The 23,435-nt window shown below is 46.7% G+C and carries 26 protein-coding genes and 1 tRNA gene; 13 read left to right on the top strand and 14 right to left on the bottom strand.

The genetic code is table 11. The annotated features are described in order from the left end of the window. Window positions 1-26 precede the first annotated feature (26 nt). Window positions 27-437, top strand: a complete 411-nt coding sequence (locus tag K4H28_RS04045) for a DUF3224 domain-containing protein (RefSeq protein ID WP_221007125.1) — start codon at window positions 27-29, stop codon at window positions 435-437. 43 nt (window positions 438-480) lie between these two features. Here the strand turns inward: K4H28_RS04045 and K4H28_RS04040 are convergent, their stop codons facing one another. From K4H28_RS04040 to K4H28_RS04030, 3 genes are all read right to left on the bottom strand, one after another. Continuing rightward, on the bottom strand, window positions 481-693 hold the full coding sequence (locus K4H28_RS04040; RefSeq protein ID WP_221007124.1) for a hypothetical protein: 213 nt from the start codon (window positions 691-693) through the stop codon (window positions 481-483). An 82-nt stretch (window positions 694-775) separates the two neighbouring features. Next, on the bottom strand, window positions 776-1,243 hold the full coding sequence (locus tag K4H28_RS04035) for an LEA/WHy family protein (protein WP_221007123.1): 468 nt from the start codon (window positions 1,241-1,243) through the stop codon (window positions 776-778). Continuing rightward, window positions 1,240-1,662 (bottom strand): acyl-CoA thioesterase, encoded by a 423-nt coding sequence (locus K4H28_RS04030; protein WP_221007122.1) that lies wholly within the window; start codon window positions 1,660-1,662, stop codon window positions 1,240-1,242. The genes K4H28_RS04035 and K4H28_RS04030 overlap by 4 nt, the downstream gene beginning before the upstream one ends. A gap of 198 nt (window positions 1,663-1,860) precedes the next feature. Between K4H28_RS04030 and K4H28_RS04025 the strand changes: the two genes are divergently transcribed. The 6 genes from K4H28_RS04025 (at window position 1,861) to K4H28_RS04000 (ending at window position 8,673) form a co-directional block, all read left to right on the top strand. Next, window positions 1,861-4,161 (top strand): AsmA family protein, encoded by a 2,301-nt coding sequence (locus tag K4H28_RS04025; RefSeq protein WP_221007121.1) that lies wholly within the window; start codon window positions 1,861-1,863, stop codon window positions 4,159-4,161. After that, window positions 4,161-5,219, top strand: coding sequence for an A/G-specific adenine glycosylase (mutY, locus tag K4H28_RS04020; RefSeq protein ID WP_221007120.1), 1,059 nt, complete (start codon window positions 4,161-4,163; stop codon window positions 5,217-5,219). The genes K4H28_RS04025 and mutY overlap by 1 nt, the downstream gene beginning before the upstream one ends. Window positions 5,220-5,454: 235 nt before the next feature. Further along, window positions 5,455-6,354, top strand: coding sequence for a glutamate/aspartate ABC transporter substrate-binding protein (locus K4H28_RS04015; protein ID WP_221007119.1), 900 nt, complete (start codon window positions 5,455-5,457; stop codon window positions 6,352-6,354). Window positions 6,355-6,536: 182 nt separating this feature from the next. Then, the gene (locus K4H28_RS04010; protein ID WP_221007118.1) at window positions 6,537-7,283 is read left to right on the top strand and encodes an amino acid ABC transporter permease; all 747 of its coding nucleotides are present in this window, start codon (window positions 6,537-6,539) and stop codon (window positions 7,281-7,283) included. After that, entirely contained in the window at window positions 7,283-7,948 is a 666-nt protein-coding gene (locus tag K4H28_RS04005) for an amino acid ABC transporter permease (protein WP_221007117.1), read from the top strand. The genes K4H28_RS04010 and K4H28_RS04005 overlap by 1 nt, the downstream gene beginning before the upstream one ends. Beyond that, window positions 7,945-8,673 carry an amino acid ABC transporter ATP-binding protein gene (locus tag K4H28_RS04000; RefSeq protein WP_221007116.1) on the top strand — a complete coding sequence of 243 codons (729 nt, stop codon included), beginning with the start codon at window positions 7,945-7,947 and terminating at the stop codon, window positions 8,671-8,673. Before K4H28_RS04005 ends, K4H28_RS04000 begins: the two co-directional genes overlap by 4 nt. Before the next feature lie 141 nt (window positions 8,674-8,814). Here the strand turns inward: K4H28_RS04000 and K4H28_RS03995 are convergent, their stop codons facing one another. Beyond that, window positions 8,815-9,147 (bottom strand): DUF2325 domain-containing protein, encoded by a 333-nt coding sequence (locus tag K4H28_RS03995; RefSeq protein ID WP_221007115.1) that lies wholly within the window; start codon window positions 9,145-9,147, stop codon window positions 8,815-8,817. A 225-nt stretch (window positions 9,148-9,372) separates the two neighbouring features. On the opposite strand from K4H28_RS03995, the gene K4H28_RS03990 reads away from it, so the two are divergent. From K4H28_RS03990 to K4H28_RS03980, 3 genes are all read left to right on the top strand, one after another. Continuing rightward, window positions 9,373-10,575, top strand: a complete 1,203-nt coding sequence (locus tag K4H28_RS03990; protein WP_221007114.1) for a Re/Si-specific NAD(P)(+) transhydrogenase subunit alpha — start codon at window positions 9,373-9,375, stop codon at window positions 10,573-10,575. Window positions 10,576-10,656: 81 nt separating this feature from the next. Continuing rightward, on the top strand, window positions 10,657-10,965 hold the full coding sequence (locus tag K4H28_RS03985) for a proton-translocating transhydrogenase family protein (RefSeq protein ID WP_203570832.1): 309 nt from the start codon (window positions 10,657-10,659) through the stop codon (window positions 10,963-10,965). Beyond that, window positions 10,958-12,325: an NAD(P)(+) transhydrogenase (Re/Si-specific) subunit beta gene (locus tag K4H28_RS03980; protein ID WP_221007113.1), complete on the top strand. Its 1,368-nt coding sequence runs from the start codon at window positions 10,958-10,960 to the stop codon at window positions 12,323-12,325. Before K4H28_RS03985 ends, K4H28_RS03980 begins: the two co-directional genes overlap by 8 nt. A gap of 99 nt (window positions 12,326-12,424) precedes the next feature. Here K4H28_RS03980 and K4H28_RS17010 read toward each other — a convergent pair whose 3' ends face one another. From K4H28_RS17010 to K4H28_RS03940, 8 genes are all read right to left on the bottom strand, one after another. After that, entirely contained in the window at window positions 12,425-12,679 is a 255-nt protein-coding gene (locus K4H28_RS17010) for a hypothetical protein (protein ID WP_505706979.1), read from the bottom strand. 28 nt (window positions 12,680-12,707) lie between these two features. Then, window positions 12,708-13,187, bottom strand: coding sequence for a DUF3592 domain-containing protein (locus tag K4H28_RS03970; protein ID WP_221007112.1), 480 nt, complete (start codon window positions 13,185-13,187; stop codon window positions 12,708-12,710). A gap of 35 nt (window positions 13,188-13,222) precedes the next feature. Then, entirely contained in the window at window positions 13,223-13,729 is a 507-nt protein-coding gene (locus tag K4H28_RS03965) for a DinB family protein (RefSeq protein WP_221007111.1), read from the bottom strand. 12 nt (window positions 13,730-13,741) lie between these two features. Further along, on the bottom strand, window positions 13,742-14,707 hold the full coding sequence (locus tag K4H28_RS03960; RefSeq protein WP_221007110.1) for an NAD(P)H-quinone oxidoreductase: 966 nt from the start codon (window positions 14,705-14,707) through the stop codon (window positions 13,742-13,744). A gap of 56 nt (window positions 14,708-14,763) precedes the next feature. Then, the gene (locus tag K4H28_RS03955) at window positions 14,764-15,237 is read right to left on the bottom strand and encodes a YqhA family protein (RefSeq protein WP_221007109.1); all 474 of its coding nucleotides are present in this window, start codon (window positions 15,235-15,237) and stop codon (window positions 14,764-14,766) included. A 335-nt stretch (window positions 15,238-15,572) separates the two neighbouring features. After that, window positions 15,573-16,109, bottom strand: coding sequence for a hypothetical protein (locus K4H28_RS03950; RefSeq protein ID WP_221007108.1), 537 nt, complete (start codon window positions 16,107-16,109; stop codon window positions 15,573-15,575). Window positions 16,110-16,229: 120 nt separating this feature from the next. Next, window positions 16,230-17,381, bottom strand: a complete 1,152-nt coding sequence (zapE, locus tag K4H28_RS03945) for a cell division protein ZapE (RefSeq protein WP_221007107.1) — start codon at window positions 17,379-17,381, stop codon at window positions 16,230-16,232. A 103-nt stretch (window positions 17,382-17,484) separates the two neighbouring features. Further along, the gene (locus K4H28_RS03940; protein ID WP_221007106.1) at window positions 17,485-18,087 is read right to left on the bottom strand and encodes a peroxiredoxin; all 603 of its coding nucleotides are present in this window, start codon (window positions 18,085-18,087) and stop codon (window positions 17,485-17,487) included. Between the two features lie 205 nt (window positions 18,088-18,292). Here K4H28_RS03940 and K4H28_RS03935 point away from each other — a divergent pair, with 205 nt between their 5' ends. Next, complete coding sequence (locus tag K4H28_RS03935; protein ID WP_221007105.1) at window positions 18,293-19,174, top strand: hypothetical protein; 882 nt, start codon at window positions 18,293-18,295, stop codon at window positions 19,172-19,174. Between the two features lie 62 nt (window positions 19,175-19,236). Here the strand turns inward: K4H28_RS03935 and K4H28_RS03930 are convergent, their stop codons facing one another. Together K4H28_RS03930 and K4H28_RS03925 are read right to left on the bottom strand one after the other, a co-directional pair. Further along, window positions 19,237-21,639: an EAL domain-containing protein gene (locus tag K4H28_RS03930; protein ID WP_221007104.1), complete on the bottom strand. Its 2,403-nt coding sequence runs from the start codon at window positions 21,637-21,639 to the stop codon at window positions 19,237-19,239. A gap of 178 nt (window positions 21,640-21,817) precedes the next feature. Continuing rightward, window positions 21,818-21,894 (bottom strand) — tRNA-Arg (locus tag K4H28_RS03925). Between the two features lie 132 nt (window positions 21,895-22,026). Here K4H28_RS03925 and K4H28_RS03920 point away from each other — a divergent pair. Together K4H28_RS03920 and rarD are read left to right on the top strand one after the other, a co-directional pair. Further along, the gene (locus K4H28_RS03920) at window positions 22,027-22,497 is read left to right on the top strand and encodes an AtaL-like protein (protein ID WP_221007103.1); all 471 of its coding nucleotides are present in this window, start codon (window positions 22,027-22,029) and stop codon (window positions 22,495-22,497) included. 63 nt (window positions 22,498-22,560) lie between these two features. Continuing rightward, window positions 22,561-23,433: an EamA family transporter RarD gene (gene rarD, locus K4H28_RS03915; protein ID WP_221007102.1), complete on the top strand. Its 873-nt coding sequence runs from the start codon at window positions 22,561-22,563 to the stop codon at window positions 23,431-23,433. Window positions 23,434-23,435 lie beyond the last annotated feature (2 nt).

Here is a 23,435-nt window from a genome sequence, read left to right as displayed (position 1 = left end):
TAAAGAAAAATAAATCCAAGGAAAATATGTCACTCTCGAGCCAAATAAAATGCAACTTTATTGCCCAAAACTGGGCTGAAATTCCGTTCCATGAAATGGAAGGCGCAGGCAAACTGAGCCGCGCCAGCATTACTAATACATTGTCGGGTGATTTTGTCGGTGAGGGTATATTGGAATATCTATTGTCATATCCCAATGCGGCGGGTGATGTGACGTTTATTGGCTATGAGCGTATTGTTGGTGCCGTAGGTGAATTAAAAGGTACATTTACCGTTGAGCATCACGGACTATTTTCGCCAACAATGGGTGTGAGTGGAGCATTAACGATTGTAGCGGGAAGCGGAACAGGGGATTTTTCTGGAATTACTGGCAACGGCCAGATTACCGCGATTGCGGGCGAGCACGGCGGTATTTACACCCTAAATTTGGCGCAATAATAACTTCCTGGGAGAACAAATCGCCCATTCTTGCAGGGATTTACTACTTAGCTTGCTTTCGCTTCAATAGCTCGAGTTCCGCTTTTTCAATATGTCGCTGTGCAGCAGCCTCGCGGTCAGCAATGGCATTGTTTTTTTTGCGCAGCATCAGCCCATCGCGACGTTCGCGATCAGTGTTGGCGTCTTCAATATGCCCTGCCGCTTGATGCGCTTGCTTGATGAGTTTGGCTTCTTGTTTTTCCGAATTGATGCCCATGATTTGCTCCAATCTTCAAACTAAAACAGTGATGTATTTTATTCTAGCCTTTAATTATTAATGTCCAGAATAAAATACCCAACTACATGGCCTTGAGTTCGCTAGGTAAAAACTCACCTAAACTTGGCAATTCGCCTGTACGATCAAACGACAAGCCACCTGGCACCAGAGGCAACAATAACTTGCCGTTCAGTGAATAAGCCAAAGGTTTGTTCAATGACTTCATCTGTTTCCATATACTAGACAAATTGGTCGTTACATTCACTTTAATCATCGTATCGCCTAGCTTAGCCAGCGTTACTTTTTCATTCGAGACCCCAGTCGCAAAGGGCTGTCCATTCACATCGAGTTTTAAGTTTAAGCCATTAATCGGCACATTGATGTCATTCGGATTGGTCACGCGTAGCGACACAATAAATTTCTGCTCAATCAAACCCAATTCAGCAATTTGCAGCCCTGCTAAATTCACTTGTGGCTTTTCAAAGTGACTCGGGATTCCAGTGCAGGCGCTCAGTAGCGCAAGGAAGCTGATTAGTACTAACTTTTTCATATTGACTCCTTCATTAAATCCAGCATTGAACTAAAACGCGCCAAAATTTCTCCTTCCATTTTTTGCGCGCCGCGCTGTTCGGGATGAATCACGGCAAAAGTCACATCCGCTTCTGCCACTAGCTTGCCATTGTCTTTACGAATGATTCGCTGATTAATGTGCCCCTCACGTGGCATCAGTTCGACCAAGCGCGTTTCAATTAGCAGTTGATCGCCCATCGTGGCCGAGCGTAAATAGCGAATATCAATTCGACTAACGACCAAGGCGAGTTTTTGCGCCATAAACCAGTCTAAATCGCCGTATTCTTCCATCAAACCCCAACGGGCTTCTTCCAAAAACTCAAGATATCGGGCGTTATTCACGTGTCCGTATAAATCGAGATGAAACCCTTGCACTTTAATCGGCGTGAGATGCGCCATGAAAAACTCCTAGTATCAAATCGCCGCAATATGCCAAGCGCATTTTCGAATCACTTCTACTGCCATTTTGTACTTTTTTAAAGGCTGAAACAGCCAAAGTAATCACAAAGCTGAATCTATTTTACCCATAGCACTTTTGTTCGGTGCGGTTCTTGTGGATAATCGCGCAATCTATATTAGAAGCGGCTTTTTGACGAAATGGATTGGCGCCACTCCCGCCCCTTGCGTATTAGCTTCTTGCTGATCGTTACACTGATCGCTTTGGTTGGCATTTTGCCGTACTTTTTATCGTCGAACTTGGTCCGCGATGAATTAGTCTCGGCGGTGCAACGTGATACGCAACGTAAACTCGATATTCGTGGCAGTGCCCATGTGGTGCTGCTACCGCGCCCTGCTGTGCTGATCAAAAATGCCACGCTCACCGAGCCCAATGAAAGCACTGTCTTTGCCCACGCCGATGCCATCAAAATTGTCTTTCGCCTTTGGCCTTTGATTAGCCAGCAAAAAGCAGTTGCGCACAGCATTGAAATTGAGCGACCTGAGCTCACTATTATCCGCCATGAAGATGGCAGTTATAATTTTGAAGACTTATTACAAAATAATGGGCAACTGATTCAAGTTGCCTTAGACAGGCTGGCCTTTTCAAATGCTCAGTTTTCTTGGCACGATGAATTTCTAAATCAAACTGTGAATTTCCAGCAGTTTGATTTAGAAATGGATGATTTAACCGACCCCAAAAAAGGCGCGCTAAACTTAGACGGCGAAATTTTTATCGGCAATAAAGGTCAAACTACGCTCTGGCGCGGTCAAATCCATGGCACTGCTGCCATGCGCTATATCGAACAAGAACGCCGCCTCCATATCGCCAACATCAAAATGGCCATAGACCAAATTGGTAATAGCGATGACAAAGTCAAAGTCAACAATCTAGCCCTACAAATTACCGGTAATCTCAATTACGGCTGGGATCCACTTCGCCTCACTGGCGGTGATTTAAAACTAGCTGGATCGGGTCGCCGTGGCGAACAAAACTGGGAAAGCACGCTCGATATCCCAGAAATTAAACTGACCAATACCTCGCTGATCTTGCAACGTTTAAAAGTGGATGTGCAAATGCAGGATAAAGATGCGAAATTTAGCGCCTCAGCCAGCATCCCTACTCTGAGTGGCGCACACAGCCAGTTATTGCAAAGCAATGCGGCCAAAATTAATGTCAAATACACCAGCCCAGAGCAAAACTTAGATGTGCTGTTTAGTACGCCACTCACTATTGAACGCGGCACCATCGCCCGATTACCCAACTATCGCCTGACTGGCAGCTACACCAACCGCAGCTTGCCGCGCGGTGCCGTGCGTTTAGATCTCACCGGCAAAGGTGATTTAGATTTACACAATGAGTTGATCAATTTGGATAGCAATGGCACCTTGGATTATGAAGCTTTGCGGGCGCAAATTGGCATGGAAAGCTTTTTGGATCCACAGTTTCGTGTCAATATCGATCTCGCAAAACTGGATTTAACACCGTATCTGCCTGCCGTTGCGGCCGGCGCGAAGAATATCAATCAAAAAAATAATTTCGATTTCTGGTGGCTCAATCAACTATCTGCGATTGGCTCAATTAAGGTGGGCGAACTCGTTTTAAACAATTTACACATCGATGATATTGATGCCACGCTGATTGCACGTAAAAACCGCCTAGTGCTCGACCCACTCAAAGCTACGTTATACGAAGGGCAATTATCAGGTCGAATTGAAGTTAACGCCAGTAAAGAGCTACCGTATTTCCGTGTAGAGCAGACGCTCAGTAATATGAACATCAATACTCTGCTGACCGACACGCTAGACACAAGTCGTTTTGAAGGGCGCAGCAATCTCAATTTAGATATCACAGCCATTGGCAGTAACGTCACCGCGCTGCGTAAATCGGCCAGCGGAAAAATTAAAGCCAGTCTGAAAGAAGGAGCGATTCGCGGCATCGACATTAGTGGTCTTTTGAATGCGGCGAGCCAGCAAATCAAATTAATGAATGGTGAAATCAAAAAAATAGATCACACCGCAGGTAAAACCAATTTCTCAGAACTCAACGCCACGTTGATTCTAAAAAATGGTGTTGCGGTCAATGAAGACCTTGTCGTCAGTGCTGATGTACTCAAACTAAAAGGTGGCGGTACACTCAATCTAAATGCAGGCACCATAGACTACGCAATGCTGGCCAGCGCCAATCCCAAAGTACCTGAGCTATCTGGGCTTTTAGGACTCACCCTACCGATTACCTTTAGTGGCCCATTGAACAACCCGGTTTTCAACGCCGATACCGCCAACTTAAAAGAACAAATCATCGCCCGCCAGCAAGCAGAAGCGGCCGCCAAAGCCGCTCAAGCTCATGCCGCTGAAGCCGCCAAAAAGGCTGCAGCACAAGCGGCAGCCAAGAAAAAGTCCGCCCCACCGAAAAAAACCGCTCCGGCTAAAAAAACCAACACCAAGCAAAAAGCCAAGTAATGAATGATTTTTCATCCCGACTGACTCAATGGCAGCGCGAATTTGGTCGTCATCATTTACCGTGGCAAGTGGATGATGGCTACCACGTTTGGCTATCAGAAATCATGCTGCAGCAAACGCAGGTGACGACGGTACTCGATTATTACCCACGATTTTTGGCGCGTTTTCCAACGCTCGCCGACTTAGCTGCTGCGCCACTTGATGATGTGTTGGCACTCTGGAGTGGACTGGGTTATTACACGCGTGCGCGCAATCTGCATGCTTGCGCACAAGCAGTAGTGCGTGACTTTGGTGGCCAATTTCCAAGCGATCCAACGTTGATAGCCACCCTACCCGGCATTGGCCGCAGCACGGCCGCTGCGATTGCGGCGTTTTCTTATGGTACGCGTGCTGCGATCTTGGATGGCAATGTCAAACGCGTTCTTACGCGCTGGGCAGGGATTGAGGGTTTTCCAGGCGTGAAAACAATTGAAAATCAATTGTGGACCTTAGCTGAAGCGCTTTTACCCGAGCCAAATAAAAATAAAATGCTCGCTGCAGCCGCCATCAAAGCGCACACGCAAGGCTTGATGGATTTGGGCGCAACGATCTGCACACCGAAAAATCCAATATGCTTGACCTGCCCCCTCAATGCCGACTGCCAAGCGCGCCTAAGCGGTCGCCAAGCAGAATTACCGACTAAGAAACCCAAAAAAACCATCCCAGAAAAATCAACGGTGATGGTTTTGCTGCAAAACGACTCAGGTCAAATCTTGTTAGAGCGTCGTCCACCCACAGGGATTTGGGGTGGACTATGGAGCCTGCCTGAGGTCGCCACGACTTTATCAGCCAATGAGCAAATGCAATCTCGCTTTGGCCTAGAAATCGAACTGGAACCGGCTTTACCCGAGTTTGTGCACGTGTTTACCCACTATCGCCTGACCATCACCCCACAACCAGCCTATTTAATCGGCAGCAGCACGCTGCGCGAAGATCAAACGGCATGGTTTTCTATTCAAGCGGCTTTAGCCGCAGGCATCCCAACGCCACTGCGCAAAATCATCAACGCGCTCAAGTAGGACTTATTCGTGTGCAGGGCAATCGCGCACCGCCACTTCAGCCCATAGGGCTGCCTTCGACGGGTATATTAATAAAACCTTTTTTATTCATTACCTACAGCAATATACCCTCTAGCCATTATTTGTAGTGAGTCAAACATCATAATTAAATTCCCCTAGGTGCTAATTCCTATATGCCCTTACAAGGATATCTACCTATACTCCAAGCCGACCCTTAAATTGGAGTAGCACTGTAATGAAAGCTAGATACCCACTTGCACTTGCCATTTCCTTGCTTTGTACCGCCCATGTTGGCGCACAAGAACTTAGCGGCACTTTAAAGAAAATCAAAGACAGCGGTGTGATTGTGCTTGGCCATCGTGACTCTTCGATCCCTTTTTCGTATCTAGCCAACGACAGCAAACCGATTGGGTATTCTGCAGACTTATCGAGCAAAATCGTTGATGCCATTAAGCAAGAATTGAAAATGCCTAATTTGACGGTACGCTACAATTTGGTAACCTCGCAAACAAGGATTCCGCTAGTTCAAAATGGCACCGTAGATTTTGAATGCGGCTCTACGACCAATAATCTAGAACGTCAAAAACAAGTGGCTTTTTCATTAGGTATTTTTGAAATTGGTACCCGCCTGCTGGTCAGAAAAGACAGTCCCTATAAAGATTTTGCCGACCTTGCAGGCAAAAATGTAGTGACCACCGCAGGTACGACCTCAGAGCGCATTTTGAAAAAAATGAACGATGAGAAAAAAATGGGCATGAATATCATTAGCGCCAAGGACCATGGCGAATCATTTCTGATGCTTGAATCGGGTCGTGCAGTCGCCTTTATGATGGACGACGCTCTGCTTGCGGGTGAAATGGCCAAAGCGAAAAAACCAAGCGATTGGGCCATTGTCGGCAAATCACAATCGAATGAAATTTACGGCTGCATGATGCGTAAAGATGATCCAGCCTTCAAAAAGGTCGTTGATAATGCACTCGCGAGCACCTTTAAATCAGGTGAAGTCAATACGATTTACAAACGATGGTTCTTAAGCCCGGTTCCACCGAAAGGCTTAAATCTGAACTTCCCAATGTCAGATGAATTAAAACAACTCATTGCCAACCCAACTGATAAATCTGCAGAACAAATGTAAACAAAATACGCATAGCCATGTGCTTTAGCTTAGCGTAATCGCGAGCAATATTACTGCGATCAGCTTCAGCTTGTGCGCATTAAAATAATTTTCCCAGCTCAATCTCAGGATTTAATCTGATGATTGGCTGGGGAATTTATATTTTGGCCTAATCAATTGCGACGTTTTGGGAGACTCAAATAATGAATTATCACTGGGACTGGGGCGTATTTTTTAAGCCCACCGGCATTGGCACAGAAATTTATTTACATTGGTTTATCACGGGCTTGGGCTGGACAATTGCGCTTGCGCTCTGTAGTTGGATAATTGCGCTCAGTCTAGGCACCATCATTGGTGTTGCGCGTACTTTACCTGGCCATTTTTTATCACGAATTGCCGCCGCATATGTTGCCCTATTTCGCAATGTACCCTTATTAGTTCAATTATTCATCTGGTACTTTATGGTACCCGATTATTTACCTGAAAATTTGCAGACCTGGTTTAAACAGGATTTAAATCCAGCGACCAGCGCATTTATTAGCACCATCATATGTTTGGGCCTATTTACGGCGGCTCGCGTAGCAGAACAAGTTCGCACAGGGATTCAAGCCTTATCTAAAGGGCAAACCAATGCCGCACTGGCATTAGGTCTCTCATTGCCACAGCTCTATAAAGACGTTTTATTACCCCAGGCTTTTCGAATTATCATTCCTCCAATGACCAGTGAATTTTTGAATGTATTCAAAAATTCATCCGTTGCCTCACTGATTGGTTTAATGGAACTCCTTGCTCAAACCAAGCAAACAGCCGAATTTACTGCCAATCTATTTGAAGCATTTACCCTCGCTACTTTGATTTACTTCACTCTCAATATGAGCTTAATGCTGTTGATGCGCTGGGTTGAGAAACGAGTTCAAGTACCGGGCTTAATTGCACTGGGAGGTAAATAATGGATTTCTCAAATATTATTCCAGCCTTGCCGAGCATGATGGAAGGCTTATGGGTCACTGTCAAACTCACGATTATGGCCGTGATTGGTGGTGTTGCAATTGGTACTTTATTAGCGTTAGCACGGCTTTCCAAAAATAGCTTACTTGCAAATCTAGCTGGTTTTTACGTCAATTATTTCCGATCGATTCCGCTGTTGTTGGTGATCACCTGGTTTTACTTTATGGTGCCTTTCATTATTGGCTGGGTCACTGGTACCAATAGGCCTATTGGTGCACTGACATCGTGTTTGATCGCATTTATGCTTTTTGAAGCGGCTTATTTTTGCGAAATTGTTCGAGCCGGCATTCAATCTATTGGTAAGGGGCAAATCAATGCTGCATATGCTTTAGGGATGAATTATCGCCAAGCTATGCAATTAATTATTCTGCCGCAAGCATTTCGAAAAATGATGCCTTTATTACTTCAGCAATCGATTATTTTATTTCAGGATACATCCTTGGTTTATGCCGTTGGTATTATGGACTTTTTAAATACCGCACGTTCACGCGGCGATATTATTGGCCAACCGCATGAGTTTTTACTCTTTGCAGGATTAATTTATTTCCTAATTAGCTTTAGCGCGTCAACATTAGTCACGCGTTTAAACAAGAGGCTTAGCGTATGATTTCAATTAAAAATATCAGCAAGTGGTATGGTGATTTTCAGGTTTTAACCGATTGCAGTGCAGATATTAAAAAAGGCGAAGTTGTCGTCGTGTGTGGACCATCTGGGTCTGGTAAATCAACACTGATTAAATGCGTCAATGCCCTTGAGCCTTTTCAAAAAGGTGAGATTATTTTTGATGGCACTTCGGTCGGTCTACCCGATACTGATTTACCCAAATTACGCTCAAAAATTGGGATGGTATTTCAAAATTTTGAATTATTTCCACACCTATCAATTATCGAAAACTTAATGTTGGCTCAGCAACGCGTGCTGAACAGGAGCAGCGATGAAGCGCGTAGCAAAGGTATGCAATTATTAGATCGGGTAGGTTTAAGCGCGCAAGCGGCCAAATTCCCAGGCCAACTCTCAGGCGGCCAGCAGCAACGCGTGGCGATTGCTCGCGCGCTTGCAATGAATCCAATTGCAATGCTATTTGATGAGCCAACCAGTGCGCTCGATCCTGAAATGGTCAATGAAGTGCTCGACGTGATGACCGAGCTCGCGCGCGAAGGAATGACGATGATGTGCGTGACCCATGAAATGGGTTTTGCACGGCGTGTCGCCAATCGAGTGATTTTTATGGATGGTGGCCGAATCGAAGAGGATTGCAGTAAAGAAGATTTTTTTGGTACGCCACGTGGTGAGCGCGCGCAACATTTCTTATCAAAGATTTTACAGCACTGATTGACTCGTAGGTGTTTGCCATCTTGCAAGTTTATTAAGTATAGGGCTGAAAGTAAATATTTTCAAAGCTTCCGGCCCTATACTCTATTCATCAATCCAAATCAGATACTCAAATTTCAAACTACTGGCCAGTGCTTTCGATTAGCGGCATTTCTTGGTTTTTCTATTTGGGCACTGCGTACAATCTCTTACTTCACCTATCTTTTCTAACGATTGGCTTAATGCACAGACTGAGCGGCGGCAGGCCACAAAACGTACGTTTTCTTCATTGGCTAACTCGCGATACGCCTTCATCACGTTGTGGCTTAAAAAATCGGTAAACAAAATTAGTAGATCGGCACCATTGAGGCTAGGTGGTTTGCGCTGATGCGCCACATTGCGGCCACTCACGTGCTTTTGCACAGAAATGCCGTGCTCTGCGAGCAATTGAGGAATATTTCCTAGGGCATCAGCCCCTACCAAATAAGCATTCATATCATCGCACTCGTAAGTTTGTATTAAGATGAGAATGATTATCATGCAAATGCGAATTATTATCAATAGCGTTTGTGTTAAATATTTATTCAGCCAACATTTATTGCGCTAGCGCAAACGAAGATTGCCTAGGGTTTTTACCTAGATTGTCTTGTATCAAAAACTGGACTACCTACATAGGGCTAAATATCAACATCTTTCACCGCGCACAGGGCTGAATACAAGATGTTGATCGTGATCCCAAAAGAAAATCAAGCCGGCGAGACACGGGTTGCCGCCTCGCCAGAAACGGTCAAAAAACTGATTAAGCAAGGGCATGAAGTTCGCGTGCAAAGTGGCGCTGGTTTTGCCGCGCACTGGCAGGATGCCGACTACCTTGCTGCGGGAGCGACAATCAGCGCCGACACGACATCAACGTATATTGATGCAGCCCTTATTCTTAAAGTTCAAGCGCCCGATACATCAGAAATTGAGCTTATTCCTCAAAACGCAGCACTCGTTTGCCAGTTTGATATTTACCGCTATCCGTACTTAGCCGCCTTAGCGGCCAAGCAAATCGATGCCTATGCGCTGGAACTGATTCCCCGCATTACGCGTGGGCAAAGCATGGATATTTTGTCCAGCCAAGCCAATATCGCGGGCTACCGCGCAGTGCTGCTGGCGGTGCAATACTTCCCACGCTTTATGCCGATGTTTATGACCGCTGCAGGTTCGGTGAAACCAGCCCGTGTGTTGATTTTGGGTGCTGGTGTAGCGGGTTTACAGGCGATTGCCACAGCTAAACGCTTGGGTGCCATTGTGGAAGTCTTTGATGTGCGCCCTGCTACGCGCGAGCAAGTTGAATCACTCGGCGCAAAATTTATCGAGGTGGAACTCAACGATGAAGAGCGCGCAGCCTTCGAGCACACAGGTGGCTACGCCAAAGAAATGTCGGCCGATTATCGCCAACGGCAAAGCGCTCTCATTGCCCAACAAGCAGCACAAGCCGACATCATCATCACGACAGCGCTGATTCCAGGCAAGCCCGCGCCCGTACTGATACCGGCTAGCACTGTGGCGACGATGAAATCGGGCAGCGTGATTATCGATATGGCAGTGAGGACGGGCTTGAATGGCGGCGGTAATTGCCCGCTCTCCCAAGCCAATGAAGTCGTCATTAGCGACAATGGCATCACCATTGTGGGCAACAGCAACCTTCCCGCCTTAATGGCAACCGATGCTTCCAGCATGTTTGCCCGTAATGTATTGACCTTCTTAGGACTAGTGACCAACAAAGAAGGCCAGTACGCACCGCAATCAGATGATGAAATCGTCCAAGCGACCCGCGTCACGCATGCTGGCAGCATCTATTTTGGCGAGGCTGCAACGCCCCCCGCGATAACAGCCATCAGCAGCAACGCCCCCATCATCGACACCATCCCAGCCTAAGGAAAATCAATGTCAACACTTGCCCTTGCCGCATCGGCGGTGGACTCGGTCGCCGCTCACCCACTGCCCACCGAAGCCATGATGAATGATCCCTTTATGGCCAGCTTAACGATTTTTGTCTTGGCCATTTTTGTCGGCTACCACGTCGTTTGGAATGTGACTCCCGCACTTCACACGCCTTTGATGGCCGTGACCAACGCCATTTCCGGCATCATCGTCGTCGGCGCGATGCTGCAAGTGGTCGATATTAACGCGCAGCAAATTACGCTCACCAGCGTCTTGGGCGCGATAGCGATTTTCCTTGCCAGCATTAATATTTTTGGCGGCTTTTTAGTCACCCAGCGCATGCTCGACATGTTCAAATCGAAAAAAGGAGCTGCAAATGACTAATCTCACTGGCTTCCTTTATTTAGTTGCCGCCGTATTATTTATCCTATCGCTACGCGGACTTTCATCACCCAAAACCGCCTTGCGCGGCAATTTATACGGCATGGTCGGCATGGTGATTGCCGTACTCACGACCTTCTTTGTTGCGAATAGCCCTGTCGTATGGCTGATTGTTGCATCGATGGCAGCGGGTGCTGTGGTCGGTGCTTATAAAGCCCGCACCGTAGCAATGACAGCAATGCCAGAGCTGGTCGCTGCGATGCATTCTTTGGTGGGCTTGTCTGCTGTACTGATCGCTGTAGCTGCGGTGTTTCATACCGGAATGAGCCACACTGGCGCGCAGCAAATCGAGCTATTTTTAGGTGCATTTATTGGTGCGATTACCTTTACCGCATCGGTCGTCGCCTACGGTAAATTGTCTGGCAAGTTCGGTGCGCGAGCGATTAACTTTAAAGGCCAGCATCTGGTCAATCTACTACTTGCGCTCACGATGGTCGGTCTTGGCTTTGCGTTTTACGCTACAGGCAGCCAAGTGGCCTTCCTCGCCATGGTCGCGATTGCGCTGGCGCTGGGCGTATTATTGATTATCCCGATTGGCGGCGCCGACATGCCCGTCGTGGTATCAATGCTCAATTCCTACTCAGGATGGGCGGCGGCGGGGATTGGTTTTACGCTCAACAATCCGGTGTTGATTATTGCTGGCGCTTGTGTTGGTGCATCGGGCGCGATTCTGTCCTACATCATGTGCAAAGCGATGAACCGCTCCATCGTTTCCGTACTGCTCGGTGGCTTTGGTGCCGAAGTCGCAGCAGCTGGCCCGGCTGGCAGCGCACAGAAAAACTATCGCTCTGGCTCAGCAGATGATGCAGCCTTCCTGATGGAAAATGCTGAACGCGTCATTATCATTCCCGGCTACGGTTTGGCGGTTTCGCGCGCGCAGCATGCGCTACAAGAATTAACCGATTTACTGACAGAGCGCGGCGTTGATGTTCGCTATGCAATACACCCCGTAGCAGGACGTATGCCCGGCCACATGAATGTGCTCTTGGCCGAGGCGGAAGTACCCTACGATAAAGTGATTGAGATGGAAGAAATCAATAGCGATTTTTCCAGTACTGACGTGGTGCTCGTCATCGGTGCGAATGACGTTGTGAATCCAGCCGCCAAAAACGATCCAAGCAGTAGCATTTACGGCATGCCGATTTTAGATGCCTACAAAGCGCGCACCGTGATGGTGGTGAAACGCTCGATGAGCGCCGGCTACGCAGGGCTGGATAACGAACTGTTTTATATGGATAAAACGATGATGGTGTTTGGAGACGCGAAGAAAGTCGTCGAAGGGATGCTGCAAGCGGTGCATTAATCGCCAGCCGCAACACGCACAAGGGCGCTCTCAATGAGCGCCCTTTTGTCATCTCTTATTACAATTTTAAGCAGTCAAAATTGGGGGAACAGAGTAAGCTTACGTTTTAGCGTAGAAAATCTCACCATGATCACCACTTCCAGCACAGACCAAACCGGCCGCGCCACTCCAAAACCCTGCCCAAAGTGCGGCGCCATCGCCGAACAACACAAAGCCGGCTCGAATCGATTTTGGGTTCAATGCAGCAAACTTGGTAAAAATGGCAATTGCAGTGGCATTGGTCAGCAAGGCATCAACAAAAAAGAAGCCATCGATAATTGGAATAAACTTAAGTAGGTATTTCCTGATAGCCATTGCTAAATAATGGCTACAAGAATATACATCAATTATTTTCTGAAAGGCGCTGTGATCGCCCCAAGCCCAGCAAGCCCACCAGCAGCAAAAAAACACCCAGCAGGCCAAATGGCGCCCATGGCATCCAATCCAATACATTGGCACGGTGAATCATCGCTTGGCTGGGCTGCTGCGGATTAAACAGCACCTCAACCTGCTCTGGCACGCCAGCGCTGTATTCACTGCTATTCCAATCAGCAAACTCAATTTGCCGATCATCATGCGCAAAAATCACGATCGCTTTAAACCAAGTTGGCTCGCTGGAATGCTCAGGCTCCACTTCGATATAACGAACAATCTGCCCCACTGTAGTTTGCCCATGCCACAGCAAAGTCAAACGCTCTAAACCTGTGTGATAAGCGAGCACCAACAGCAGCAAGCCCAAGCCAATCTGTAAGTACACCACGATGCCCAGATACGCATTACCCAATCGGCGAATTTGGCTAGAACTTTCATTGGGCATGGACATTTAGATACCTCAAAAAACGGTCACTTCGCGGCCACTCAAACCTCATTCAGCATCGGCAACAGCGGCAAATCGGTAATACCGACATCAATTCCATATTGCTTGAGCAGAGTCCCCACTTGTCCGCGATGGTGGGTTTGATGGTTAAAAAAGTGTTGCACTTGAACCCAACGGGGAATGGTTTGGGTAAAGCCGTACATTTTACTCGTCCACGTCACCGGCTCATTGAGCCAAGCCTCATCCAAACCATCCGCCCACACAATCAACCGCGCATCCAGCGCTATCCGCGCCGCGTGCAGCTCGGCAAAATCTGCATAGACATCTTCGCCAGAGGGCGAACTAATCAACGTTTCGCCAATAAAGCGCGACAACCACATTAAATCGCCCCATAAAATATGATTTAAGGTGCTGTGGATGGATTTAAAAAACGCACCGCAATCGGCTTTGCGCTGTTCATCACTCAGCTGCAAAGCTGCTGCGTAAACGTGATCATTTTGCCACTGATTATAGGCCGCCATCAGTTGCGGCAGATTGCCTTGAAACATCTTGTCTCCTTGCTAGTTTGCCGCGTTCAGCAACACCACTTTGCCACTGTTTCGATTTGCAGCCACATAATCATGCGCCGCTTGTGCATCTGCCATTGCAAAAGTGCGATCCAAAGTCACTTTAAATTCACCGCTGGCGATGCGCGGCAAGATTTCACTTCGCAATGCTTGCGTCAATTTCGCTTTAATCGACAAGGGCTGACTTCGCAGCGCCGAGCCTTGGATACGCTGGCGTTTCACCAGCATTAAACCTAAATTCAGCTGCGACTCAATCCCGCGTAACAGGCCAATCACGATGATCAAGCCATCAGCATTGAGGCAACGCTGATTGCTCGCTAAATAATCGCCACCAACCGTATCCAAAATCAAATCGACGCCGCCAGCGGCTTTGATTTCAGTAGCAAAATCTTGTGCGCGATAATCAATCACTAAATCCGCGCCTAAATCGCGGCTAAATGCTTGTTTTTCTGGCGTACTGGTCGTGACCGCGACCCAAGCACCGACCGACTTAGCGAGTTGAATCGCCGCCGCACCAACGCCGCTGGCGCCAGCATGAATCAGCACCCGCTGCCCCGCTTTCAATTGCCCGATGTCGATTAAATTCAACCATGCCGTCATCCAGACTTCCGGCAAACTCGCCGCCTTAGCATGCGACAATATATCTGGCTGTAGGCAACACAATGATTGGTCTACTAAGCAATACTCGGCATATGCACCACCACCAACCAAAGCCAACACTGCATCGCCGACTTGCCAACCCGTAACCCCCTCGCCCAGCGCCGCAATCGTGCCTGCTATTTCCAAACCCAAAATCTCCGACTCGCCTGCTGGCGGCGGATATTTGCCTTGTGCCTGCATCAAGTCCGCGCGATTCACGCCTGCGGCGGCGACTTTGATTAAAAGTTGGCCTGCGGCGGGCTGCGGGATTGGGTGCTCAGTTAAGGCGAGTTGATTATTAATTGTGGCAATGGCGAGCATCGTGACCTTGGTTTGAGCGGTGTGAATTAGACATTTTTAGTTCGGCAATGTGAAGGCTATTTTTTAGTGCTTTTTGCAACCCATAAATAAATATTCAGCGCCGCAATCACCAGAGCGACAGGCACGCCGATCTCAAACAGCGAGGTAGTGCCATCCCAAGTCATGATCTGCCCCAAGAAAGTCACCGCCATCACCGCGATCACCACCGTAACCAAAGTCGTTTTGAGGTCTTCAAATGTGTGAATCTGCAAGCGAGACGCCATTTTGAAATCAGAATCGATAAATAACTCGTACAACCCAAGCGCAAGAATCAACATCACTGTACCGAGCAGGAATAAATCAAAAATCTCGATAAAGTACAGCATCAACCCCTTTGCGCCAGTCGATGAAATGTCGCCCGAGCTGAAGGTTCGAGCAATAACAACGATGGTATCAACCAGACCGTAAGCATACAAAGCGACTGCGGATAATAAGGACCCCAATACGGCAGCCATCACTAAGTACCGACTCGCATTCAATAACTTTCTCATCCGCGCGAAACCTCCATTCTCGCCCCCGTTACAGAGGGCAAAAGCATTAAGCCAAGTAAGGCACCATTAACATAGAATTAACGACAAGGTATTGCTTTCCAGTTCTTTAAAATCAATACCTGCGATCAAATACATCTACACATAGGGTAAAAACCCTTAGAATTTCATTCAGCATCGCTACAGTTCAGAAAACAGTCCGGGTACGCGGATTTACCTATACCACACGGCTAAAAAACCAAAAAATATCAAGCTAAGTCTCAAAACTCCTAACCACTTATATAGTACTTACGAGATATCGGCTTACGAATTAGCTAGCCCTCAGGACAAACTCATATTTAATGACCAAATTCTGACAAGGCAAAAATCCATTGAATCAAATTTATTCGAGCGGACCACTCAGCGCCTTTATCCCCTTGCTTTCTTCCTGTTACAATCAAAAAAGGAACTAAATATTCCTTACTCTTTGCAATGCCATTCTCTCTAAAAGCTTTAGCATACAATGGATGTTCATCCTGAGAGCTAAACTCTAATGTAGCAGTCTCATTATGAATAATTTTATTACACGCTTCTCTTGCATTTAATACTTTGTCTTTACCCGCAACTTCAAGTAAACCAACTCCATCAGGATGATCTATATCATGTTGTTTTAGACAATCTCGAATATCATCATTCGTTCTTGATAATGCAGCTAACAACATAATATTTTTTTTCATTTCATTGTCACCTATTGACATAAGTGAATTTACAACATCATCGCAGTCTGGATAGTAAGCCAATTCTTCAAAAGGTTTTGATGCCAAAAGTTGGCACAATAAGATATATGCAGAATAACGCAATGTCTCATCTGAAATATAAATACCTTGAGAAATCATTTATGCTCCTTGAACCTTAAATAATAAGAATCATTTTTCATTGATTAGTACATGAAGTGCAATAAAAAAATCACCTCACTAATGCTTTAATACTTAAACAATATTTTCATTGCTTGATACTCAAGTCTCCACCACCCCAGCCGTCTGTTGCTCAAGCGTTTGGTGCGCCAGCGCGAGGTATTCTTTTGATTGCATTTCAGAAAGACGACTAGCTGTGCGGAAAAATTCACTGGCTTGCAGGCCTGCAACATAGACTTCTTCCACTGGCACATCGGCAGCAATGATGAGCTTAACGCGGTTGTCGTAAAACACGTCGACCAACCACGTAAAGCGGCGCGCTAGATTACTTTGTTCGGCGCTGAGTTTTGGCAAGCCCGATAAAAACACTGTGTGATATTCCTGCGACAAGGCCAAATAATCGGCTTGGCCACGTCCGTCACCGCACAGCACGGCAAAATCAAACCAGATCGCACCACCAGCACAGCGGCGCGCTTTGAGCTTGCGGCCTTCAACCTCAATATTGGTGCTTTCATCGTGTGCCGTCGCCATTTTGGCAAATAGCTCGTTCAATTCTTGCTCATTCTCGGTGTTATTCGGGTACAAGTAGGTGCGCGCGGCGGTGAGCGTACGCAGGCGGAAGTCTTGCCCACCGTCGACATTCATCACATCAAGCTTTTCTTTTAGCAATGCAATAGTCGGCAAGAAACTCGCACGATGCAGTCCATTCGGGTACAAGCCATCCGGTGGGTAGTTGGAGGTGGTAACGAGCACCACGCCACGATCAAACAACTGCTCCATCAGACGCCCTAATATCATTGCATCGGCAATGTCGGACACATGAAATTCATCAAAACACAGCACGCGAACGGCTTTAGCCCATTGATCGGCGACTTTGCCCAGCGGATCGTTCTGCCCTTGCTGCGCACGCAAATCTTTGTGAATTTGCTGCATAAAGTGGTGAAAGTGCAGGCGTTTTTTGCGTTTAAACGGCAAGCCCGCGTAAAACGCATCCATCAAAAAGCTTTTGCCACGACCTACGCCGCCCCAAAAATACAGGCCGCGCGGAAGGTCTGGCATCGGCAATAGCGATCTACCAAACAGGCGATTGCGCTTTTGCTTAAACACGACCAATTGCTGCCATAAAATTTCGAGCTGGGCGATCGCCGCTGCTTGTGATTGGTCGCTAATAAAGCCTTCTTGGCTGGCCAAGGCGCTATACCAAGTTTGCGGGCTAGTGCCAGCTTGCGGCGGGGCAATGACGTGTTGGGACATGGTGGACTCTTCATCAACGATGCAGCGATTATAAATGCATTAAATACAAAAAAGCCCCGCGTTCAATGCAGGGCTTTTAACTCACAATCTAAGCTAATTCAAATTACAAAGAAGCTGCGTTATCAGCCAAGTAGCTTGCAACGCCATCAGCAGAAGCAGTCATGCCTTTTTTGCCTTTGTTCCAGCCTGCTGGGCAAACTTCACCGTGCTCTTCGGTAAATTGCAAAGCATCAACAACGCGCAACATTTCGTCAATATCACGACCCAATGGCAAGTTATTCACCACTTGGTGTTGTACCACGCCTGCTTTGTCGATCAAGAATGAACCGCGCAATGCAACGCCTTCTTCTAATTGAACATCATAGGCTTTGCAGATGTCGTGCTTGATGTCGGCAACGAGGGTGTAACCAACTTGGCCGATACCACCTTTTTCAACTGGGGTGTTGCGCCATGCTGCGTGGGTAAATTGGCTGTCGATTGAGACACCGATTACTTCAACATTGCGCTTTTTAAACTCTTCCAAACGATGATCAAAAGCAATCAACTCTGATGGGCAAACGAATGTGAAGTCGAGTGGGTAGAAGAAAATCACTGCATATTTGCCAGCAGTTGCTGCTTTCAAATTGTAGCTATCAACGATCTCACCAGTACCAAGAACAGCTGCGGCAGTAAAATCAGGGGCTTGCTTAGCAACGAGTACAGACATGTTTGCTCCAAAGAAGGATGGGTTAAAAAGTTAGCTGCACCTTAAACATCGGGGCGCTGCCTGTCAAATCAAGAGAATTCATCTAGTCCATAGCAAGATTCTATTTTACAGCCGCAATTTTGTTCGAAATACAGTAGATGCTTGCCATTTTCCTTACTGCTTGCGATGATAAGATCATCTAACTACAAACCGATGAAGGCTGGCTATGCACTTTCAAAAAACCGCAAAAATCACCTTCGCAATCTCACTGGCAGCGCTCAGTATGACGGGGTTTGCTGAAGATAAAACAATCACTATTTTGACGCAGCAAGATGTTTTTAACGACTATCAAAAATTCATCGATGGCCGTGATCCACTGACACTCACTCAGTATGGCGGCCCCAATTCCCGACGCGACGTGATTGAGCTGGTGCTTGTTCAGCAGGCACTCAAATTGGGGGGTAATAATTACCCGATTAAAATCGTTAAAGTTGATAACACCAGCGATTCCTACAGCCGATTTATCAAAGAAATTACCTCAGGCTCTGCCACGATGGGCGGCAATAGCGCATGGCTTGTTGATCTCAAGCAGATTGCCGATAAAGTCTATATCAGTGAGCCTGTGATTCGTCAGGGCGAATTTGAAGCGGGTCTTTACACTACCGCCGACAATGCGGATGCTCGTTTGTCTAAGACACTGCCGCAAATTCAAAAACTGACCGCAGTCGTCGCCGAAAGCTGGAAGCCCGACGTAGCCACGCTAGAAAGCTTAAAATTCACCAGTCTACTCAAAACACAAAGTTGGGATTCTATGGTGGGGATGCTAGCCAAAAAACGTGCTGATGTATTGCTGGCCCCCTTTCAACCCACCCCTGATTTATCGATGGATGTGAATGGCAAAAAATTAGTGCCGATTTTGAACGTCAAGGTCGGCCTACAAGGGAGCCGGCACTTTTTTGTTAGCAAAGCCTCCCCCATTGAATCAGATGTATTTAAATCGCTCAACTCAGGTCTAGGCAAATTACGTGAGCAAGGCTCGATTGAAAAAGCATACCGCGATTCTGGATTTTTCAATAACGCCACACGTAACTGGAACCGGCTGAATTAAGCTATCAGCTAAAAAAATAGCCCAAGAAATTGGGCTGTTGTTTTGCTCAAATTGGCGCTCACTTAAAGTAGTGCTGAAGGCTCACCAAAATAATACCCTTGGGCGAAATCAACGCCGATATCTTTTAGAATTTGCAGTACTTCTTCTGTTTCTACGAACTCTGCAATCGTTTTACATCCCAAGCTGTGCGCAATTTCATTCACTGCAATCACCATTTGCCGACTGACTTTGTCATCCAAAATGTCAGTGATTAAGCTGCCATCAATTTTAAGATAATCAACGGGCAATGTTTTTAAATAATTGAATGACGAAAAGCCACTACCAAAGTCATCCAGTGAAAACATACAACCGCGAGCGCGTAAAGTCTCGATAAACATCGTCGATTCTTTCAAATTTGAGATTGCCGCCGTTTCTGTTATTTCAAAACAGATATTCGTTGGCGAAACACCGGTTTTATCAAGCTGTTGCAATATAAAAATGAGTGTTTTGTTATTGAGTGACTTACCTGACAAATTGACAGCTAAATGAGGCAGTGCTCGACCTTCGCGTTTGCATTCCGCAAGATAAATCAAGCTGTGCTCAACCACCCAGCAGTCAATCTGCGCCATCATGTCGTAGCGCTCGGCGGCAGGTATAAAGGCACCAGGGGGAATGATTCGTCCATTTGCATCAATTAAACGCAGCAATATTTCTAAATGCGGCAGTTGATGTAACTCACGATCAAAGGGCTCAATCTTTTGGAAGTACAGCTGAAAACGATTTTGCTCAATCGCTTCTTTCAATGTAGCCAATAATTGCAACTCATTGTGCCGCTCTTGCAACTCCATGTCGTCTCGGCGATACCAGCTCAAGCGATTTCGCCCACCATCTTTGGCGGCAAAGCAAGCAATGTCAGCTTGGCTCATTGCTTCTTGGGCACTGACGCAAAACTCATCAATAGTGGCTAGACCAATACTGACTGTCACGCCATGGGGACGCCCCTGCCAGACAAAACGAAATTGCGCCAAGGCATGTAAAATGCGTTCGGCTAAAATTTCAGCTTCGAGCAGTTGCTCGCCAGTAATTAAAATACCAAATTCATCACCACCTAGTCGGCCCAACAAGCCATCCGGCGACGAAATTAAACCTTGCAATAAATTAGTCACCAAGCGCAGTAGCTCGTCACCCGCTAAATGACCACAGGTATCATTTACTAATTTAAATTGATCCAAATCGAGCAACATCAACACATATTTCTTTTTGGAATCAATCGCCGACTTATGTGCCACTGCTAAAGCTCGCTCAAAGCCTCGTCGATTGGTGAGTCCCGTTAAGTAATCATGATCTGCTTGGTACGCAAGTTTCTCAGTGAGGGCCTGTGATTCAGTGACATCATGCAGCACTAGCACCATGCCTTCGACTTGACCATCTTGATCACCAATCGGCGCAATCGCGTATTCAACCGTAAATTGCTCACCACGGCGATTAATCATCGCAACGGTTTGCCGCGAGATTGCTTTATTGCGTTCACGTGCGTGGTGAAGTACCGCTAAAAATGCATCGGCATTGAGTTCTCCACCCTGGCAAAGAATGTCACTGATGCATAAATCGCGGGCCTCAAATTGAGTCCAACGTAATAGTTTTTCTGCGGCAGGATTGAGTAGTTTGACTTTGAAATCAGGCGTTGTCGTCACAATCGCATCGGTGATAGAGATCAGTGTGACCTCAGCCAGCTCTTTTTCAACATACAGCGCCCGCTGCGCCTCTTCCCTTTCTTTCACACCGCGTTGCAAATTGAGTCGCATTTGATTGAATGCATTCACTAAGGTTTGCAACTCATCCTCATGCTGATTACGCGACAGCTTAAGAGGCGCAGCCAATAAGTTATAATTCAAGCGCCCAGTGTATTCAGCAATATGACCAAGGTGGCGCGCAATCAGTCGATGATACAAGATCAAAAATAACAGCGCGGCGGTAAACATGCCCAGCCCTTGCAGTAAGAGCAGGCGTAAAAATTGATCAAAGAGTTGGGTTTTGTAATCACGTAATGACGTGGTTAAACTGAGTTCACCCAAATTTACTTTTTTATTCGTCAAAGGATGCAAATAGGCAATTGGAAACACTTCAGTAATCGTATTACTTTGTTTCTGTATATCCATACCCGAGGTGTAGATTTGCCCATCGTTTTCGATTAGCTGGATAAAGTCGACGACACGGGTTTGGCGAAGCGAATGCAGTTGCCCGTGAATGGCTTCTGTATTGACCAACCATAAATTGCTTGCCAACTGAGGAACAGCACTACTCCCTAATGTGCGTAGGTCTGCTTTGACTTTATCCAAGCCACGATTGTACTCAAATTGTAAGAGCACCAAAGTCAAAGACACCGTAACCACTAAGCCAACCGCAAAAACAGCAAAGACCAATCGCCACGCTAGCTGATTGGCCGAATAGAGTTTTCTTAATCTGGAAAATAAAGATGACAGCACGCAAGCGAATTCCTGATTACAAGCAGTTCAGCATAAACGCTGAGCCACAAGGAGACAACCAAAATACGTAAGCTACATCAGTAAATGATGTTTTTGAACCCAAAGCAATCATTAAGCAATGCAGTGTAAATACAGTACTCAGCAACAGGAAAGAAATTTGCAGATATTGCAGTAGAAATGGTGCGCCCGGAGCGATTCGAACGCCCGACCCTCTGGTTCGTAGCCAGATACTCTATCCAACTGAGCTACGGGCGCACTGGCATGCAATCAAAGACAGATCACAGCGAAGAGTCGTGATGCTACAGAGTCTCACGCCCTACGTCAAGCGACTTACAAGCATGAATCAGCTTATAATTGAGCAATCCTATATCCCCCGCGAGCAGCCCAATGAAATTTGAACACCTCATCCAAATTAACGACTTTAATCAAGCGCTAGTACCTTTCATCACTCGCAATCAACTATGGCAAGGCCTAGTTTATCGCGCTGAATCACCGATGGCGTTTATGGATCACATTGATGATGTCACGATTCTTGAACGTGGCGAAGACTGGATTCAACGCCAAATCGTGATGGGAAAACTCACCGTACACGACAAAATTGAGTATGCACACGAGGCTCATGTTCACTATCACACCGCAGCTAGCGCCGAGCATGGTGGTGGACAAATGATCATGAAAATTGAAGAACCTAGTCCAGATGCTCTTTTTGTGCGCTTCACTTATATAACACCCCACCCAGAGTCACCAGATCCAGAGACGGCGCATTACTTAGAGTTCCTAAAATCAGCTTGGCGCGAAACGGATATTGATACGATACGAAAAGTTCGTGAATTAGCGGCACTCGGTCAATTGGGGTAATCGAGCTAGCTTACTTAGGGGTTCAGCGCTTACACTGAACCCTTCTCTCTAATGGCGCTCCAAATGCAAACCGGCATTCTCTATACCCTGCTGGCTTTTTTAATTTGGGGACTGTTCCCACTTTACTTCAAAGCACTACACGCTATCGCGCCGCAAGAAATAGTCTTGCATCGCTTTATTTGGTCTTTAGCATTTTTGGCGATTATTTTACTCATTAAGCAACGCTGGGCTTGGCTCAAGCCGGCGTTGCGACAGCCCAAACTGATTGGCTTATTTATTTTAAGTGCAGTTTTGCTGGCAGCAAATTGGTTTACCTATATTTGGGCAGTCAATGCCGGTCGCGTCGTTGATGCCAGCCTAGGGTATTTTATTAACCCGCTGATCAATGTATTACTTGGCGTGGTGTTCTTGCATGAACGCTTGAATAAAACCCAATGGCTTACCATTGCAATAGCGAGTCTTGGTGTGGGCTGGTTAACTTGGCAAGCGGGCCACTTACCGTGGGTTGCGCTCATCTTAGCGACAACATTTGGCTTTTACGGCTTGCTACGCAAGACAGCACAACTGGGTGCCCTAGAAGGCCTTTCTTTAGAAACTCTAGTACTCTTCCCTATCGCACTGGGCGGATTGGTTTGGCTTATTTTCTCTGGGCATAGCGACTTCATTGCTGCGCCAATCAATACGCAACTACTCATTTTGCTGGCAGGCCCCATCACGGCGATTCCATTATTGTTATTTGCCGCTGGCGCGCGGCGAATCCCCTTGTCATTAGTCGGAATTTTGCAATACACCGGCCCTACTTTGCAGTTACTGATCGGGATTTTTGTGTTTCATGAAGATTTTGGCATCGAACGCCTGATTGGTTTTGGCCTCATCTGGCTGGCATTATTCATCTATGCCTTAGATAGCTGGCGAGCTTTTATCAAAAAGACGTAAAA

This window comes from Deefgea tanakiae, assembly GCF_019665765.1.
Classification (GTDB): Bacteria; Pseudomonadota; Gammaproteobacteria; order Burkholderiales; family Chitinibacteraceae; genus Deefgea; species Deefgea tanakiae.
Note: the sequence above shows the minus strand (reverse complement) of the source record. Positions and strands in the feature narration are given on the sequence as shown.